Raw genomic sequence first — 17,380 nt, forward strand, 5'->3', positions numbered from 1 at the left:
GGTTAAAAATTTTCATTCTCTAATTCCCAGTAAATTCAGCATAAAAGCGTACTCAAGCGCAACGTCTTTTAGACGTTTAAAACGACCTGAGGCCCCTCCATGCCCTGCTTCCATATCGCAGTGAAACAATAGTTGATTGGCGTCGGTTTTGAGTTCACGTAGCTTGGCCACCCATTTGGCCGGTTCCCAATACTGCACTTGCGAATCATGTAATCCCGTAGTGATGAGCATATTGGGATAAGGCTGAGAGGTTACATTATCGTAAGGGCTGTAGGATTTCATGTAGTCATAATACACTTTTTCGTTAGGATTTCCCCACTCTTCATACTCGCCCGTAGTAAGCGGAATACTATCATCGAGCATGGTAGTGACTACATCCACAAAAGGCACCTGCGCTACGATTCCTTTGTACAACTGCGGGGCCATATTGGTCACCGCTCCCATAAGCAGCCCTCCCGCACTACCTCCCATCGCAAAAAGCCCTTCGGACGAAGTCCATTTTTCTTGAATGAGAAACAAAGAGCAATCTACAAAATCGTTGAAAGTGTTCTTTTTATGAAGCATTTTACCATTGTCGTACCAAGCGCGTCCCATCTCATGCCCTCCTCTGATGTGACAAATTGCAAAAGCAAAACCGCGATTTAACAAGCTCAATCGCCCTGCACTAAAACTCGGATCCATGGAGTATCCATAGGAACCATACGAATACTGAAGCAAAGGCTCCGTACCATTTTTTTGGAAACCTTTTTTATAAACGATAGAGATAGGAACCAGCACGCCATCACGCGCAGGCGCAAAAAGGCGTTCGGTTTGGTAATCCTCTTTGTTGAAGCCTCCCAACACCTCTTGCTGCTTTAGCAACAGCCTCTCTCCTGTATTCATGTCATAGTCAAAAGTACTATTGGGTGTTGTGAGTGATGTATAGCCATACCTCAGAATATGCGTATCAAAATCAGGATTCGTACTTACATAAGCTGTATAAGCAGGCTCTCCAAAATTGAGATAATGCTCTTTTTGAGTCACTTGGTCGATGATACGGATGTGAAGCAAGCCCATTTCTCTCTCTTGAAGTACCAAATGCCGCTTAAATACCTCAATCCCTTCCAAATACACTTGCGCACGGTGAGGAATGAGTTCTTGCCATTTCGCTACATCAGCCGCCCAAGCTTCGGCTACAGTCATGAGTTTAAAATTAGAAGCCCCGTCAAGGTTGGTTCTGACAAAAAATTGCTCTCCCAAGTGCTCAACAAAGTATTCATGACCACGTTGGCGAGGCAAAAAAGGCTCAAACTTACCTTCTGGTTCGTCGGCTTTCAGCAGGTTGTATTCGGTAGTGAGGCCATTTTGGTCAGATACGATAGCGATATATTTTTTGGATTTCATCCGAAACAAACTCAGATAAAACTGATCGTCGGCCTCTTCATACATCAGCACATCTTCGTGAGTATCAGTTCCCAAACGATGCTTCCATACTTGATAACCCAGCAGCGTTTCGACGTCTTTCTTGATATAAAAAACCGTTTCGTTATCGGCTGCCCAAGCGTAGTTGCCACCTTCGGTATCAGGAATGGCGTCAGGATAAATTTCTCCCGTTTTAAGATTTTTGAATTTCAAGGTATACATCCGACGGCTTACAGTATCTTCACCAAAAGCCGCAATCTCTTCATTATCAGACACCTCAGGAAAAGTAGCACTGTAGTAAGTATGACCTTCGGCAAGTTGGTTGAGATTGAGCATGATTTCCTCGGCGGCTTCTAGCGTCTCTAATTTACGACAATAAATAGGATACTCACCGCCCTGCTCATACCGATAATAATAGTAGTAATTACCGATTTTGAAAGGTACCGATTCGTCTTGTTCTTTGATACGGCCTTTCATTTCCTCAAATAGTTTTTCCCTAAACTCTTTAACAGGTGCTAGTACAGCCTCTGTATAAGCATTTTCGGCATTTAAGTAATCTATCACTTCGGGGTTTTCGCGCTCACGTAGCCAATAATAATCGTCGGTTCGGAGGTCATTGTGTAAGTCAAACGTGTGGGGATATTTCGTAGCTTTGGGGGGTGTCAATTCCATAAATTCAATATTCGTTTTTGGATTATCTAAAGGTGTTTCAAAATTGAAAAGTACAATTTCTTTTTGTAAAAAAGCACATCTGTATGATTACAAACATCAATGCTTTAGATTTGAACGGTACTTATAGTTATGCTGATTACCTCAAATGGAGATTTGAAGAGCAGGTCGAACTCATCAAAGGAAAAATTTACTTGATGTCTCCCACTCCCAAAACTGCGCACCAATGGGTGTCGGGACAACTGTCGTATTTGATACGTAAATACCTAGAAAATAGCCCCTGTAGTATATTTGAAGCCCCTTTTGATGTACGCTTACCGATTGGAAGTGAAAAAAATCCTGCAAAAATCTATACAGTTGTTCAGCCTGATATTTGTGTGATTTGTGATGAAACCAAACTAGACGAAGACGGCTGTCTTGGCCCACCAGATTTGATAGTCGAGATTACGTTGCGCTCAACTATCAAAAAGGATTTCAACGAAAAATTTAACTGGTACGAAAAAGCCGGCGTTCGGGAATATTGGATTGCAATTCCGAGCGAAAAAACCATCCAAGTTTATTATCTCCACGACGGGCAGTATCAGTTGGGTGGCATTTATGACCAATCTCCCGCTCAGTCAGTTATTTTTGAAGGATTTGAAGCACCTCTTGAAAAAATTTTCAGATAGTTTCTTCATCTCTAAACCAGCCTGCATACATAACGTAGTTGTTAGCAGTACGCATAAACACTTCGGCCAAATCGGGGGTTACATCTTTCAAATATTTGGCTGGATTGCCCGCCCATACCGTACCCTGAGGCACTACTTTTCCTTGGGTAATCACCGCCCCCGCCGCGATAATCGAACCCGTACCGATATGCGCTCCATCCATGATGATGGCACCCATACCCACGAGCACTTTATCTTCAATCGTACAGCCGTGCACAATGGCATTGTGAGCAATCGAGACATGATTGCCGATGATAGTTTTAGACCTTTGGTAAGTACAGTGAATCACCGCTCCATCTTGAATATTGACATAATCGCCCATCTGAATAGTATTGACATCGCCCCGCACCACGGCGTTGAACCATACTGTACAATAATCCCCCATGATTACTTCGCCAACCAGGGTGGCGTTGTCGGCAAACCAACAATGAGGACCATATTGGGGAGCAATCCCGTGCACAGGTTTAATGAGAGCCATATGAGCGTCGATTTTGAAGAAGTTTAAGTCAACCTATTTGCCACAAAGATAATAGTCCCGTTGTGTTATTTCCGTTTCCTGTTTGTTTTTGACGGTTTTAGATTTTAAAAATTGGCGTTTATTCACCAACTTTATTGTTTTGACAAAAAAATCACATGCAAAAGTTATTGCGCTCAAAAGCTCGCATTTTTACCGTCGTCATTATCGTACTTATTGTATGTTCTTATATAATGCGGTGGTATGTTTTTCGGATTCCTTGGCGCTCCAATCTTTTCTTTGCCTCAGTTTCAGGAACCGTAATGACGCTTTCATGGGTATTTTTTAGCAAAATACATCGATTTTTTGATACCTTTTTTCCGTATGAGCGTGGCATCATTGCACGCATGATTCCACAAGTATTGCTTACTTTTATTTTTGTGCTAGTCATTTCTCAATTAAGTATCAATTGGGCCATCAACTTTTTTCCAATGGATGGTATTATTGCACAACAATACACCGATTTGGCCAAAATGGCGGGTTATTTTGCCCAATTTTTGGTTGTCGTTCTTATCAATGTCTTACATCTTTCAGATTATTTATTTCATAAATGGCGCGAAAACGCCACGCGTGCCATTCATCTGGAAAAAGAAAAAGCACAGGTTCAATTTGACAATTTAAAAAATCAGCTCAATCCTCATTTTTTATTTAATAGCCTTACCTCTTTAGATAGCCTTATTCAAGAAAATCCTGAGTTGGCCCGACAGTTTTTACAGCAACTTTCCAAGGTATTTAGGTACGTTTTACAACACAAAGACAAAGGACTGGTGCCGCTTTATACCGAACTTGACTTCATCAAAAATTACGTTTTTTTGCTGCATACGCGTTTTGAAAATCATCTAACAATCGACTTCCACATTCCAGAAGAAAGCCTCGACAAAAAAATAGCCCCAGTAACGCTGCAAATTTTGGTGGAGAATGCCCTCAAACATAACATCATAAGCCAAGAGCGACCACTTCATATTCACATTTGTGCAGATGATACTTTTTTGAAAGTCGAAAACAATTTCCAACCCAAAAAACAGGTCGAAACTTCTAACCGACAGGGTTTACACAATCTCAAAACTCTATACAGTTTTTTGATTGATACTCCTTTTAAAACCATTGAACACAATGGCAAATTTGTGGCTTATGTACCACTTATTAGCCAATAATTCTGCCATACTATGACCATTTTAATTCTTGAAGATGAGCCACTTGTAGCCAAAAACCTTGAAAAACTTGTCCAACAACTCCTTCCCCAAGCCCTCATACAAGGCCCTTTGGCAAGCATTGAAACTACCCTCTCTTGGTTTAAAACACACCCTGAGCCAGATCTTATCTTATCTGATATTCAGCTCGCCGATGGTGTGAGCTTTGATGTTTTTCAAGAATTAAGCCTTTCATGCCCTATCATTTTTACTACCGCCTATGACGAATACGCCATCCGAGCTTTCAAGCTCAATAGCATTGATTATTTGCTAAAACCCATTGATAAAAACGACCTTAAATGCGCTTTTGAAAAATTTAGTCGTTGGCAGCAAAATTCTCCTACTGAGCTTTTCTCGGAGCAATTACGAAATTTGCTTCATGATTTAGAAAACCGTAATGTTCGGCAATACAAACATCGCTTTACGGCACATCATCAGCGTGCAGTAGTAGCTGTCGTCGATACTCGCATCGCTTATTTTGTGAGAGAAGAAGTAATATGGCTAGTCACCACTGAAAATCAGCGCCTTATCACCGATTATGCTTCTTTGGACGAAGTAGAAGATATGCTCGACCCAGCGCAGTTTATTAGAGCTAATCGCCAATATATCGTGCGGAAAGATGCCATCGAAAGCTATCGCACGCATTATATGGGCAAAATCGAACTCACCCTTATCATCCCTGCCAAGGAAGAGATTGTAATTAGCAAAGATAAGGCGGCCCAATTTCGCACGTGGTTTGAAGTTTAAAATGTGTTTTTGCTTCGGAAAGCTGCCTCATTTGGGTTAAATTTGCGTTATGGAAAAAAATGCTAAAATATACGTAGCGGGTCATCGGGGCATGGTCGGCTCAGCACTTGTACGGCGATTGCAGTCGGAAGGATATGAAAATATCATCGTTCGGACTTCTCGTGAGCTAGATTTGCGAAATCAGCAAGCAGTCACTGAGTTTTTTGAAGCGGAGCGTCCTGAATATGTGTTTTTAGCAGCTGCTAAAGTGGGGGGTATCATGGCTAACAATATCTATAGAGCAGAGTTTTTGTATGATAACCTCCAAATCCAAAACAACGTCATTCATAATGCCTATGCCACCGGCACCAAAAAATTGATGTTTTTGGGATCTTCTTGTATTTACCCCAAAATGGCACCTCAGCCTCTCAAAGAAGATTATTTACTAACTGGCCCTTTAGAATATACCAATGAGCCTTACGCTATTGCCAAAATCACGGGCATCAAAATGTGTGAGTCTTATCGTAAACAATACGGCTGCGATTTTATATCGGTAATGCCCACCAATCTCTACGGTCCCAACGACAACTATGATCTCAACAATTCGCATGTTTTGCCGGCAATGATTCGGAAATTTCATGAGGCCAAAACTGAAGGAAAGCCTTTTGTTGAGCTTTGGGGCACAGGCTCACCGCTGCGCGAATTTCTCCATGCCGACGATTTGGCGGATGCTTGCGTTTATTTGATGAAAAATTACGACGGCGAGCAGTTTGTCAATATTGGAGTAGGGGAAGATATTTCTATCAAAAGCCTAGCCGAGCTTATCAAAGAAACAGTAGGATATGGAGGGCAAATCCACTGGAATACCGATAAGCCCGACGGCACTCCTCGTAAGCTCATGGATGTGGCGCGTTTGCATGAAATGGGCTGGAAACACAAATACAGCCTCGAAGAAGGCATCAAAATAACCTACCAAGATTTCTTATCAAAAATGACGGAATATTCGGTGTAGAGACGTTGCATGCAACGTCTCTACGGGTGACGGTGACGGCGATTAGGATAAAACATTCACTACGTCGTCAATAGATTTGGCATCGGGGAAGAAGGAAAGCATCCGCGTCAAAACACCTTCAATGATAGCATCAGGGCAAGAAGCACCACATGTAAGCATGATAGTTACTTGGTCTTTTTGAGGAATAAAATTTTCGGTGATTTCTTCTTTTTTTCGATGCAAATTATAATGTTTAATAATATTTCGGTCTAGTATTTTATTGGCTGATTCAATAAAATAGGTAGGAAGTTTTTGTTCACAAAGCTCCACAATGTGAGAAGTATTGGAGCTATTGTAGCCGCCTGCCACCAATACAAAATCAGCCTCATGTTCAAGTAATGCATACGTAGCATCCTGATTATCGTTGGTAGCGTAGCAAAGTGTATCACGGGTATTGGCAAAACGGTCTTCTACTTCATGGGGTGCCAATTGGTAGTGTTTAATCATTACCCCTTTTAGATAATCAGCTATTCCCTGAGTATCAGAGGCTAGCATAGTGGTTTGATTTACTACACCAATACGCTGTAAATCTTGCTCAGGGTCAAACCCTACCGAATACTGTCCGCTAAATTCTTCATAAAAATCCTCTTTTTGTCCTTCGCCTACAATATAGCGTGCCAAGCGCTCGGCTTGTTTCATATTTTTTACTACTATCGTAGGTGCATTTTCTTTACTGTGTGAAAAAGTAGCGCGCGTCTCTTCATGTAACGGTTTGCCGTGTACGACAATCGTATAATTTTTTTGTCCAATTTGCGCGGCTCTATTCCATACTTTCTCCACAAAAGGGCAAGTAGTATCATACTGATAAGCATCTATCCCAAGCAGTTGTAGGCGATTTTGAATCTCAATCGTAGTTCCAAAAGCCGGAACAATCACCACATCGTCGGGTTTGAGTTCTTCCCAAGGAATAATCTGCCGACCTGTTGTTTCCATCAAAAACCGAATTCCTTTTTCATGCAAATCCCGATTTACGTCGGGGTTATGAATCATTTCGCTTAACAAAAAAATACGTTTGCCGGGGTTTTCAGCAATCGCCTTGTAGGCAATTTCTATAGCATTTTCAACCCCATAACAAAAGCCAAAATGACGCGCAATCAGAAATTTGACAGGACCAAAATCAAGCACAGTCGGCGAAAAATCGCGTTTGAGTTTATCGTTTTTCCGACGAAACTCTTTGATAGGTCCAATGATATGGCTTCGGTAAAATGATGGAATGTGGAAGGTCTTCATGCCGTGAGAGCAGGATTACGCGTTCTAGATGGATAATATAAAATGGGTTGCTCTATCGCATCACAAAATTACGACGAACGTATATATAACACGCTACTCTAACGCATTGTTTCGATAATTTATTAAAATACCTGCTCATTTACTTTGTTTTGCGTGATAGGGTTAAACTGATAGGTGTAGCATTTCCCGTCTTTTTGCGCCTCTACCACCCTATATCCTCGATAATCTACCCCCCAACTACCGCCAAAATGCCCATCAAAAAAAGCAGGTTTTGAAGTTGATTTTCCGCTGTCTATGGCGTGGTCGTGTCCATGAAACATCGCTCTCAAATTAGGATATTTGGAAATAGTGCTTTCCAGTTGTGGACAAGTAGTACCGTGCTCTGACCACATCTTGGCGGGAATATGCATAAATAAAAACACATTTTCTTTCTTCGAAAAACGCGCTAGTTCTTTATCTATCCACTCAATATTAGGACACAGATATTCGCCTTTTTCATTAGAAGTGTCTGCCAAAACAATGGCATTTTTGCCGATTTCTACCGAGTGATCAAGACTATACCCCCACGTATTTTTCCACTGCTCAGGCGTAACGTGGTCATGATTGCCACGGGTCACATAATAGGCAAATCCGAGACGGTCAAGTGCTTGCTTGACTTCGGGCAAAAATTTTACATCATCATGAAACAAATCTCCGTTGAAAACCACAAAATCAAGTCCTCGTTCGAGGCGTTCTTTTTGGAGATTTGCGACGATTGCTTCATAAAATGACTTATAATCCGTTTTGGGCTGACCATAATGCCCATCTGAAGCTACCGCAAAACGAAGCTTGGAAGAAGATCGGGCAAGCCGCTGACAGCCAAAAGCCAACAAGCCCACCGAAAGATGTAAAAATTTGCGACGACCTAACATGAAGTGTTTTGTTAAATTCTTCTCAAAGAAACGGTTTTACGCGCAATTTTTGGTGCGGAAGTTTGTTAACAAAACAAAAAAATTAGTCATTCCAAATTTCCCAAGCCTTTTCGGCTTGCAGATGTAGCATAGGCAAGCCGTTGTGAGTATGTGCTCCGTTCTGTTTTCCTCTTTGTAAAAAAAGCGTCTCAGCGGGGTTATATACCAAATCATACAAAAGATGATTTTCTCCTACATATTGATACGGAATAGCGGGGCATTCATCCACTTTCGGATAAGTCCCCACGGGCGAAGTATTTATAATCAGACGATAGGTTGCCATTATTTCGGGCGTAAGTTGGTCATATCCTAGCGTCGTACTTGCTGATTGACGAGATACAATTTGATACTCAATCCCTACATCTGTCAAAGCAGTCAAAACAGCTTTGGCCGCACCGCCATTGCCCAACACCAATGCTTTGAGCGACGTAGCCTGTAGCTGCAAGCCCGAAAGCCATTGTTCCAAAGAAAGCCTAAAACCATAATAATCGGTATTAAATCCTTTCAATCGGCCATCGGGCAAGATTTTGATCGTGTTTACGGCCCCAATCCGCGCCGCCGAAGCCTCATCTAATTCATCCAAAAATGGGATTACATTTTGTTTATGAGGAATCGTCACGTTCAAGCCCACTAAAGTGGGATGAGCCGCAATGAGTGCGGGAAAATTATGATAGTCGGGCAATTCAAGTAGCTCATATTTGCTCTCGGCAATACCTTCTTTTTCAAATTTTTCGGTAAAATATTTTTTAGAAAACGAATGGGTCAAAGGATAACCTATCAGGGCAAATAATCTCATGGTTTACTAATAACAATCTTTTTGGTTTGCTTAAATTCTTTGGACAAAACCTGCAAATAGTAGGTTCCGATGGCTAAATTCCTAAAATCAAATTGTACTTGTGTATTAAGAGAAGGAAGTTCTGCCGTACTTACTACTTTTCCAGTCACATCATACACCACAACCGTAGCATCTTTCAAATTTTCGAGCGTCTCCACAATCACTTTACCGTCAAAAGAAGGATTAGGATAAACACCCAATCCCGTACTTGAGGCATCAATCTCAAACGCATAAGCAGTGGATATTTTGGAAACGCAAGTCAAGGTAGAGCTATGCTGAACCGACGAAAAAACCGTATAGCTACCCACTTGCCCTGTTTTGAGATAAGGCTGTGTATCTCCAATATTCTGGTTGTTTACTTTCCATGTATAAGTAGCTGTGGGAGTGATATTATCCACTTGGAGACTATACACACCTACCTTTGCAATGACAGGTGTGGCGGGTAAAGTCTTTACATCTACCCGTACCGAGCTAGAAAATGGTGATTGACAACCAATTTCATCTCTGAGTCTAGCGGCATAATTGCCCGACTGCTTGGCAATAATCCGCGCTGCTTCTTCGCTGGTATTCCAGATTACTTGCAGAGGAGCATCTACCCGCAATGCTACTTGGTCACCGTCACAAAAAGTAGTTCGCCCCTCAGCTATCACCGTAGGTGCGTTAGGCAAAGGATTTACTTTGATAAAAATAGGCTCAGAAGCAGCAGAAGCACAGCCAAACTGATTACGTACTACTACCGTATAATTACCCTGTACATTGACAGATATACTCTTGGTATTGCCCTGATTAGACCACTGATAAGCACTAGCATCGGTGGCGGTAAGTGTAACAGTCTTATCGGCACAAATAGCCGTAGGGCCTGTAGCAGTGATAGTAGGACGATCGGGAATTGGATTGACCACAATCTGTACCGCTTGTGAAGCAGGTGAGGTGCAGCCTGTTCGGGGTTCGAAAACGGTAGCACTTACCTGCCCCGCCGAAAACACCGTGATACTTCTTCCTCGGCCTCCATTGCTCCAATTAAACACTTCTCCTGGCGAAGTAATAGTGAGTACCGTATTATCAAACATACAGAAGGTAGTAGGCTTTTCGTTGGTTATAGTGGGTGCTGCGGGCAAAGGGTGGACTGTCACCACAAACGCATCCGAAACCGACCGACAACCATTATCATCAACGTAGCTTACGTTATAATTTCCTCCTTTGGTAGCTACTATGCTTTGGGTTGTCTGAAAACTACTCCAGTTGATTCCCCTATCATAATTTGTAGACAAGGTCACCTGCCCCCCGTCACAAAAGGTAGTAGGGCCTTGCGCTGTGATGATTGGTTTGGCTGGAAGGGGATTGACTCTTAATGAGATTACATTGGAAGGCAATGACTGACATTGGTTGGCATCCACCGTTCTGACCGAATACTGACTACTGATATTGACCGTTACACTTCGAGTATTTTGACCATTACTCCAAATATAACCTGACTGCTCGGAAGAAGTAAGTGTTACAACTTCATTTTCACAAATCACTGGGTTTCGGTCGACTGTAATAGTAGGTGCTGCTGGCAATGGATTGACTTTGACATTTACCACCTCAGAGGTAGCCGAGGTACAACCATTGGCGTCAGTGACTGTAAGCGAAAAATCCCCCGGTTTGGAAATAGTGAGGCGTCTTGATTTTTCGCCATTGTTCCAATTATAAATCGCAGAACTACTAGCAGCCAAAACAGTGTAGTCACCTTCGCAAAAAGTAGTAGGCCGTTCGCGCGTGATGATTGGAGTACTTGGGAGAGGATTTACGGTAACGGTAATATTATTAGAAATTCCGTCACAGCCATTAGCATCTCTAAAGCGCACATTGTAAGTACCCGAACTACTGATTTCAACATCTTTAGTTTGCTGTCCAGTGCTCCAGATATTTCCTGAAGCATAATTGGACGAAAGAAGTACCTTTCCTCCTTCGCAGAAAGTAGTATTTCCAGAAGCCGAAATACTCGGTGCAGCAGGGGGGCTGTTTACTTGTACACTCAAACTAGTAGGTTCCGAAATACAACCTTGCGCATCTAGGACTCTTACTTCATAGTTTCCGGTGTTTCGCGCCACCACATTCCGACCTCTATCGCCTGTAGACCAACGGTATTCGGCGGCTTCGGTGGCTGTAAGCGTGACTTCCCCCCCTTGACAAAAAGTAGTTGCTCCCGAAGGCGAAATAGTCGGTTTTGCGGGGGGAGCACCCGTAAAAGAAGTAACCGTAATACTCGCTTGGGCAGAGCAGCCATATAAGTTTTTGGTAGAGACTGTATAAGTTCCCGAAGAGTTCACCTCTAAGCGTTGATTAGTAGACCCTGTATTCCATTGATTATTAGAAGGATTACTAGAAATAAGGGTCACACTACTACCTTGACAAAGTGGCAATTTGCCATCTACTTGGATATTTACAGCCGCACTTTGGATATCATTGGGGACATTGATTTGGGGCGTGAAATATACATTCCCAGCTCCATCTCGTATGGTAGCTTGATAATTGCCTGGCCCAAAATTGACCGATGATCCCTGTGCTCCGTTGTTCCATTGTACCGAAGTAAACACACCCTGCACATTGATATTGAGCTGATTGCCACTCACACAGCTCACCGAGAAGCTAGGGTAATTTCCTGTTTGAGGAAAACACGAATTAAAAAAGTTATCATCCAAAGAGTTGCTCCAAGCATTGGCTAAATCTGATAAGCCTTGATTTTGAAAATGAAACCCATCGGGGCGAGGGACTTGGATTCCGTCAGTATTAGGGCCAAAAAACACCGCATGAGTATTTGTCACTAGCTCATTTTGTCCATTGATAACTTCTTGATTACTTCCTTTTGAATTATAATAAGATACTCTCGAAATCACCCATCCGATGTCCCTACCAAAATGCTGACGGGATTTGCTGATTATGTTTTGAAGGTTGTTCCGGTAAGTTCCAGCAGAAGTATTGAGCTGATTATCAGCCTCTCCTTGGTGCCACAGCACCGCCCTTAACCCTGTAGTACTTGCATAATAGTTGAGCGCCATCCGAAGATTTCCGTAAGGCTGCCCTATGGGATAAGAGTCATTGACATAAATACTATTGGTGATTCCGCCATCTACGGTTTCACTCCAGTTTTTGGAGGCTGTTCCTTCCCAAGCTGCATTATAAAACAAAATAGGGACATTTAGCCGACTTGCTAGGATATCCCCTAAGCGTCCCCAACACCACGCAGAAAGACCTCTAGGACCAATGTCGCTATTGTCTCCCATTCTCACAAAATTGGGCTGGGGAAAGCTGTTATTTTGATTGGTTACGTTACGATAATTAACACAATTGACGCGGTCGTCGCCTGTCCCGGGGGCTCCGTAATTATAAAACCCTTGGGCATTGGATTGGCCTGCCACCAAAAACACCTCTCCTACACCCACCCTTTGAAGCTCGGCAGTACTGATGACATTGTTATTGAATATTCCACGTACTTGCAATTCATACCATCCGCCTCTTACCTGAATTTTACCTGAATAAAATCCCCCTTGAGGGGCATTTTGAAGCACACGCCAGTCGGTTTGTTCGCCTTGGCCAGCGCTCATTGGTACCACCCTGACTTCTACTCTATCTATATTTTGAGAATATTGTCCTGTAACAAAAATGGTACCGTTGCCGCCATTATCACGCTGAAATACAATTCTACTCGTAGGGAAAGTAATGTTGATTTGCCCCCAAACGGCTAAAGGAAAAAGAAGGCAACCTAAACTACGCAAAAAAGGAAGAAAGTAATTGTTCAATTTCATTTGTAATTATTTTGGTGGAATATATTATCATTTTAATAATAGGCATCACAAACCATACCAACTCCATTTCCCAAAACTTCCTTCGCCTTTAACTATGAGGGAGTTAGCTATTCAGTGTTTTCCAAATCAAATCTTTTAGTTCATTGATTCCTTCTTGGGTTACCGACGATGTAAATACGTAAGGCACCTCCGAAGGTATTTTTTTCAACACCTCTTTTTTTGTTTCTTCATCTACCAAATCCCCTTTGGAGATAGCCAACAGATGAGCTTTATCGAGTAATGTCGCATCATACACTTCAAGCTCGTGAAGGAGCGTGCGATATTCTTTTCCGACGTCTTCGCTCGTGGCAGGTATCAAAAACAACAAAATAGAGTTGCGTTCAATATGCCTCAAAAACCTCAACCCTAAGCCCTTACCTTGCGACGCGCCCTCAATAATTCCGGGTATATCGGCCATCACAAACGATTTAAAATCGCGATAAGACACAACACCCAAGTTAGGCACAAGCGTCGTAAAGGGATAATCGGCGATTTCGGGACGCGCTGCCGAAACTGTCGACAGCAGCGTAGATTTACCAGCATTCGGAAAACCTACCAGACCTACATCGGCCAAAAGTTTCAACTCCAACACCACCCACTCTTCTAGCCCACCTTCGCCCGGCTGAGCATGAAGGGGCGTTTGATTGGTGGACGATTTGAAATGATGATTTCCCAATCCTCCGCGACCACCTTTCAACAAAATCACTTCTTGACCAGCTTCAGTTACTTCCGCCAAAATCTCACCTGTTTCGGAATGCTTGGCTACTGTGCCTAGGGGTACTTCTATTATGACGTCATTTCCTTGCTTTCCGTTGCAACGGGCGCCGCTTCCAGCTTGACCATTTTCGGCTTTGATGTGTTTTTGATATTTCAAGTGTAGTAATGTCCACAATTGAGGATTTGCTTTTAATATAACGTGCCCCCCCCGTCCTCCGTCACCTCCATCGGGGCCGCCTTTATCTACAAATTTTTCACGACGAAAGTGTACAGATCCTGCGCCTCCAGCTCCTGAACGGCAATTTATTTTTACGTAATCTATAAAGTTTGAACTAGCCATATTGATGTGCCAAAGCACAATTTATTCGTTATCAATTGATTAAAGATAGGTGTGAATATAAACAAAAACTCGTGTGGCTACCTTAAATTTTGGCCACACGAGTTACAAATTTCGCAAAGAAATAGCAGAGTATATATGAATCTACGGGTTAAATTTATTATTCGGCATCAATCGCCTCACATAAATTCCCAAAAATAGTTTCAATTTGACCGATTCCGTTCACGACCGTAAGCTTACCTTGCGATTCATAATAAGGCAAAACATGAACCGTTTTATTAAAATATTCATCGATTCTTTTTACCAATTTTTCTTCGTCATCATCAGCGCGGCCACTGATTTTTTTACGCTCGGCAATACGTCGTTTTAGCTCGGCTTCGTCCACATCCAATTGCAATACAGTCTTGATGTGGGCATTTTTGGTAGCTAAAAAAGCATCTAAGGCTTCTGCCTGTGGTACCGTACGCGGAAATCCATCAAAAATAATGCCCTTGGCATCAGGATTTTTTTGTACTTCTTCCTCTAGCATATCTATGGTCACTGAATCAGGCACCAAGATACCATTGTCCAGTAAATCTTTGACACGCTTACCCAGCTCGGTTTGCTCTTTGATGTGCATCCTGAACAAATCTCCGGTGGAAATGTGAACCAATTGGTATTTTTCGATGAGTTTAGCAGCTTGAGTGCCTTTGCCCGCACCCGGAGGGCCAAAAAGTACAATGTTAAGCATCTGACAGAAAGTGCGTTTGATGGAGGTAGTGCTATAAATTTGAGTGGTTTAATGCGCAAATTTACAATTTCGTAACACTCTTTAACTGTTTTTGACAACAAATTAAAAAATGAATCTGCTAAAAGGGGTAGTTGGGTATAAAAAGTGCCACTATGAACAATCGCCAAATGCAAACCATTAGCAAATATCTTTTCTCAAAGTTCTTTGGAAACGACTCCCCAAACTTTTACAAAGCCTTCTTCATGATCGAAGAAACTATCATAATTGTTGAGCAAACAGATCGCTTCGTATTCTTTCCTCGGCGATGTTCCACCGCTGCACTTCACTCGCTTCGCTGGGCACTAAGCTCCCGCAATCGGTGCGCATGCGAAACAAATACGTCTGACGGCTCAATAGCTCACTCACCACCTGCGTCGTAGCCGTGGTTTTCAGGGTTGTCCACGATACATCCCCCTCGGCTTGGTATTCTACTAGGTACGATTGGGCCTGCGACACGGCTTGCCATTGTAATTGTACCCGGTCAGATGATACGGATTTGATGCTAAAAATAGGTGGAACGCAGGGCTGACCGTACCGAAACCAAGTGGTGTCCACTGAAAAACCACTTAGTGACACTCGTGTTGGAAACCACCTGACCCGTAGATGCCTCAAAAGCCTGCACCGAAATCGTATAAAAGCCTTCTGGTAAAGACAGATTGTAGGCATCCACCACATCCATGCCCTCGGCTTGTAGGGCTACTAAGTAAGTGATTCTTATGAGGAGTCATTACGCATTGTGTATAATCATCAAATAACAAAGCAGAATTATTTCGATTTAGCTTTCAAAAACACATAATTAAGTGTGATGTAAGGGCTATCCACAAGTAAGTGCCACCCCATCCGACGTGGCTGCTCTTTGGTTTTGTTGATATAAAAACGGCCCAATTGCGACTCTAAAATAAAATGCTTCCCCAAAAAGTACGACAGGCCATAATCTAAGCCTCCCCCGTAATAAAATGCTTCATCAGAATCGTTGTAACTATGCGTACTGCTATCATAGTAACTATGCGTACTGCTATCATAAAATAATTTAGATTTATAGAATGAAATATTCGCCGTAACCCGTGTATATAGTTTCAAGCGCCCTTTACCATAAAACTGCTTAAAATAAGGCAAAAAATCATGATACATATACATGTACTTTCGGACTGTTTCTGATGAATATTGATCTGCAGAGGTATGGGATGTTTCTTGCACAGCTTCATAATCAACAGATAAATCAAAGCCTAATAGCTTGTTTGTTGCTATAAAACATCCCAATCCGATTCCATAAGAATCATAACTAATATCCTGTGTTTCTGTTGAATTATCAGACGACAAAAGGTAAGATGAATATTTATATTGGTTTACCGTATTTCTTGAAAAAGAGCCGCTAACCATCCAATTGCCCCGTTGGGTTTGGGCCAAGTATTGTGTGGCAGTATCTTTGATAGATAATGGCCTGAGCGAGTAGGTAAAACCAAAGGACAAACCGCTCATGGAAAGCGGAAAGCCAACAGAGGCGGTTTTTGCAATTAAACATATTCGCCGACCCAAGGGATACATTGCCCCTACTTCAAACATTAATTGGCCTTGGGTGTTTTTGTGGTGAGATACATTAATTTTATCATCCAAATCATTAAATCGATAATCAACGTTTTCGGTCAGAAATAAACCCGCCCCGCCAAAAACAAACAATTTAGCACCGACTGACACATACTTTCGGGCCGATAATTGCACTGATGATCGAGTATATTTTAGGCCTAGAGAGCTACGATTCAACAGAAGGTTTACGGTAGAGTGTAGTGCAAAGCCTTTGGCTACAAAGTGAGTATAGTCAATACCCGGGTTCAGTTCCAATACCGGTATATCTGAGTCAAAATAATGCTCGGGTACTGTGAGACTGCCCCAAATGTATTTATTCCCTTTTTCGATTTGTCCGTAAGCCCAAAAGGGGCAGGCTAAAACAATGACAATGGAGGTAAGAGTGAAAAAATGTTTCATAAAAAATGATTATGCCGCCGAAGCAGCGGTGGATTGATTGTTAAAACGTGTTTATTGGATAGGGTTTGCTTCGTTGTAAACCAAAACACTGATTAAATTTCTCGCTCAAAAATATGCAGCGTGCCGCTGCTGTCCAGTACGTAGAGTTTATTGTCTGATACTTGAATATCATTGATGACAACATTCGTACGAGGAATTGTATCATAAAGTCGATAATACCATTCGATTTGTTTGGTTTGGCGATTTAATACGCCAATCGTAGCAATCTCAATATCCCTGAAGTAGATATAATTATCATCAAAGGCGATACCCTCGGGGTCTGCCCAATCTATTTTATTATCACTTGGATAAAATAATTTAATTGGCACATACATTTCCTGAACAACAGGCGTCTGTCCATGACAGATACTACTTAGCAGGAAGGAGAAATAAAAGAATCTTTTCATAAGATAATCACTTCTGTAAGGCCACTAT

15 protein-coding genes are annotated in these 17,380 nt (G+C 42.2%); 4 read left to right on the forward strand and 11 right to left on the reverse strand.

Translation table 11 applies throughout. The features are described 5' to 3' along the window. Window positions 1-12 precede the first annotated feature (12 nt). Window positions 13-2,073 carry a S9 family peptidase gene (locus G563_RS0122810; RefSeq protein ID WP_037327815.1) on the reverse strand — a complete coding sequence of 687 codons (2,061 nt, stop codon included), beginning with the start codon at window positions 2,071-2,073 and terminating at the stop codon, window positions 13-15. An 83-nt stretch (window positions 2,074-2,156) separates the two neighbouring features. Here G563_RS0122810 and G563_RS0122815 point away from each other — a divergent pair, with 83 nt between their 5' ends. Next, window positions 2,157-2,738 carry a Uma2 family endonuclease gene (locus G563_RS0122815; protein ID WP_028667356.1) on the forward strand — a complete coding sequence of 194 codons (582 nt, stop codon included), beginning with the start codon at window positions 2,157-2,159 and terminating at the stop codon, window positions 2,736-2,738. Here G563_RS0122815 and G563_RS0122820 read toward each other — a convergent pair. Beyond that, the gene (locus G563_RS0122820) at window positions 2,731-3,255 is read right to left on the reverse strand and encodes a gamma carbonic anhydrase family protein (RefSeq protein ID WP_028667357.1); all 525 of its coding nucleotides are present in this window, start codon (window positions 3,253-3,255) and stop codon (window positions 2,731-2,733) included. The genes G563_RS0122815 and G563_RS0122820 overlap by 8 nt on opposite strands. 155 nt (window positions 3,256-3,410) lie before the next feature. Between G563_RS0122820 and G563_RS0122825 the strand changes: the two genes are divergently transcribed. From G563_RS0122825 to fcl, 3 genes are read left to right on the forward strand one after another with little or no spacing between them, the layout of a single operon-like run. Next, complete coding sequence (locus G563_RS0122825; RefSeq protein ID WP_051211141.1) at window positions 3,411-4,445, forward strand: sensor histidine kinase; 1,035 nt, start codon at window positions 3,411-3,413, stop codon at window positions 4,443-4,445. Between the two features lie 12 nt (window positions 4,446-4,457). Beyond that, window positions 4,458-5,228 carry a LytR/AlgR family response regulator transcription factor gene (locus G563_RS0122830; RefSeq protein ID WP_028667359.1) on the forward strand — a complete coding sequence of 257 codons (771 nt, stop codon included), beginning with the start codon at window positions 4,458-4,460 and terminating at the stop codon, window positions 5,226-5,228. Between the two features lie 49 nt (window positions 5,229-5,277). Further along, window positions 5,278-6,219, forward strand: coding sequence for a GDP-L-fucose synthase (gene fcl, locus G563_RS0122835; RefSeq protein ID WP_028667360.1), 942 nt, complete (start codon window positions 5,278-5,280; stop codon window positions 6,217-6,219). Between the two features lie 42 nt (window positions 6,220-6,261). Here the strand turns inward: fcl and G563_RS0122840 are convergent, their stop codons facing one another. From G563_RS0122840 to G563_RS35625, 9 genes are all read right to left on the reverse strand, one after another. Further along, window positions 6,262-7,488, reverse strand: coding sequence for a 4-hydroxy-3-methylbut-2-enyl diphosphate reductase (locus tag G563_RS0122840; RefSeq protein ID WP_028667361.1), 1,227 nt, complete (start codon window positions 7,486-7,488; stop codon window positions 6,262-6,264). A gap of 122 nt (window positions 7,489-7,610) precedes the next feature. Further along, on the reverse strand, window positions 7,611-8,399 hold the full coding sequence (locus tag G563_RS0122845) for a metallophosphoesterase family protein (protein WP_028667362.1): 789 nt from the start codon (window positions 8,397-8,399) through the stop codon (window positions 7,611-7,613). A gap of 82 nt (window positions 8,400-8,481) precedes the next feature. Next, entirely contained in the window at window positions 8,482-9,234 is a 753-nt protein-coding gene (locus tag G563_RS0122850) for a shikimate dehydrogenase family protein (protein WP_028667363.1), read from the reverse strand. Next, complete coding sequence (locus G563_RS35620) at window positions 9,231-13,061, reverse strand: T9SS type A sorting domain-containing protein (protein WP_051211142.1); 3,831 nt, start codon at window positions 13,059-13,061, stop codon at window positions 9,231-9,233. The genes G563_RS0122850 and G563_RS35620 overlap by 4 nt, the downstream gene beginning before the upstream one ends. 103 nt (window positions 13,062-13,164) lie before the next feature. Next, entirely contained in the window at window positions 13,165-14,157 is a 993-nt protein-coding gene (obgE, locus tag G563_RS0122860; RefSeq protein WP_028667364.1) for a GTPase ObgE, read from the reverse strand. A gap of 157 nt (window positions 14,158-14,314) precedes the next feature. Further along, window positions 14,315-14,884 (reverse strand): adenylate kinase, encoded by a 570-nt coding sequence (locus G563_RS0122865; RefSeq protein WP_028667365.1) that lies wholly within the window; start codon window positions 14,882-14,884, stop codon window positions 14,315-14,317. Window positions 14,885-15,142: 258 nt separating this feature from the next. Then, the gene (locus G563_RS0122870; protein WP_169579800.1) at window positions 15,143-15,478 is read right to left on the reverse strand and encodes a fibronectin type III domain-containing protein; all 336 of its coding nucleotides are present in this window, start codon (window positions 15,476-15,478) and stop codon (window positions 15,143-15,145) included. A gap of 210 nt (window positions 15,479-15,688) precedes the next feature. After that, window positions 15,689-16,906 (reverse strand): hypothetical protein, encoded by a 1,218-nt coding sequence (locus G563_RS0122875; RefSeq protein ID WP_028667367.1) that lies wholly within the window; start codon window positions 16,904-16,906, stop codon window positions 15,689-15,691. A 92-nt stretch (window positions 16,907-16,998) separates the two neighbouring features. After that, a complete protein-coding gene (locus G563_RS35625; protein WP_157585555.1) occupies window positions 16,999-17,352 on the reverse strand; it encodes a hypothetical protein in 354 nt (117 codons plus the stop codon). Between the last annotated feature and the right edge of the window lie 28 nt (window positions 17,353-17,380).

It is taken from the genome of Runella zeae DSM 19591, assembly GCF_000423565.1.
Taxonomy (GTDB): Bacteria; Bacteroidota; Bacteroidia; order Cytophagales; family Spirosomataceae; genus Runella; species Runella zeae.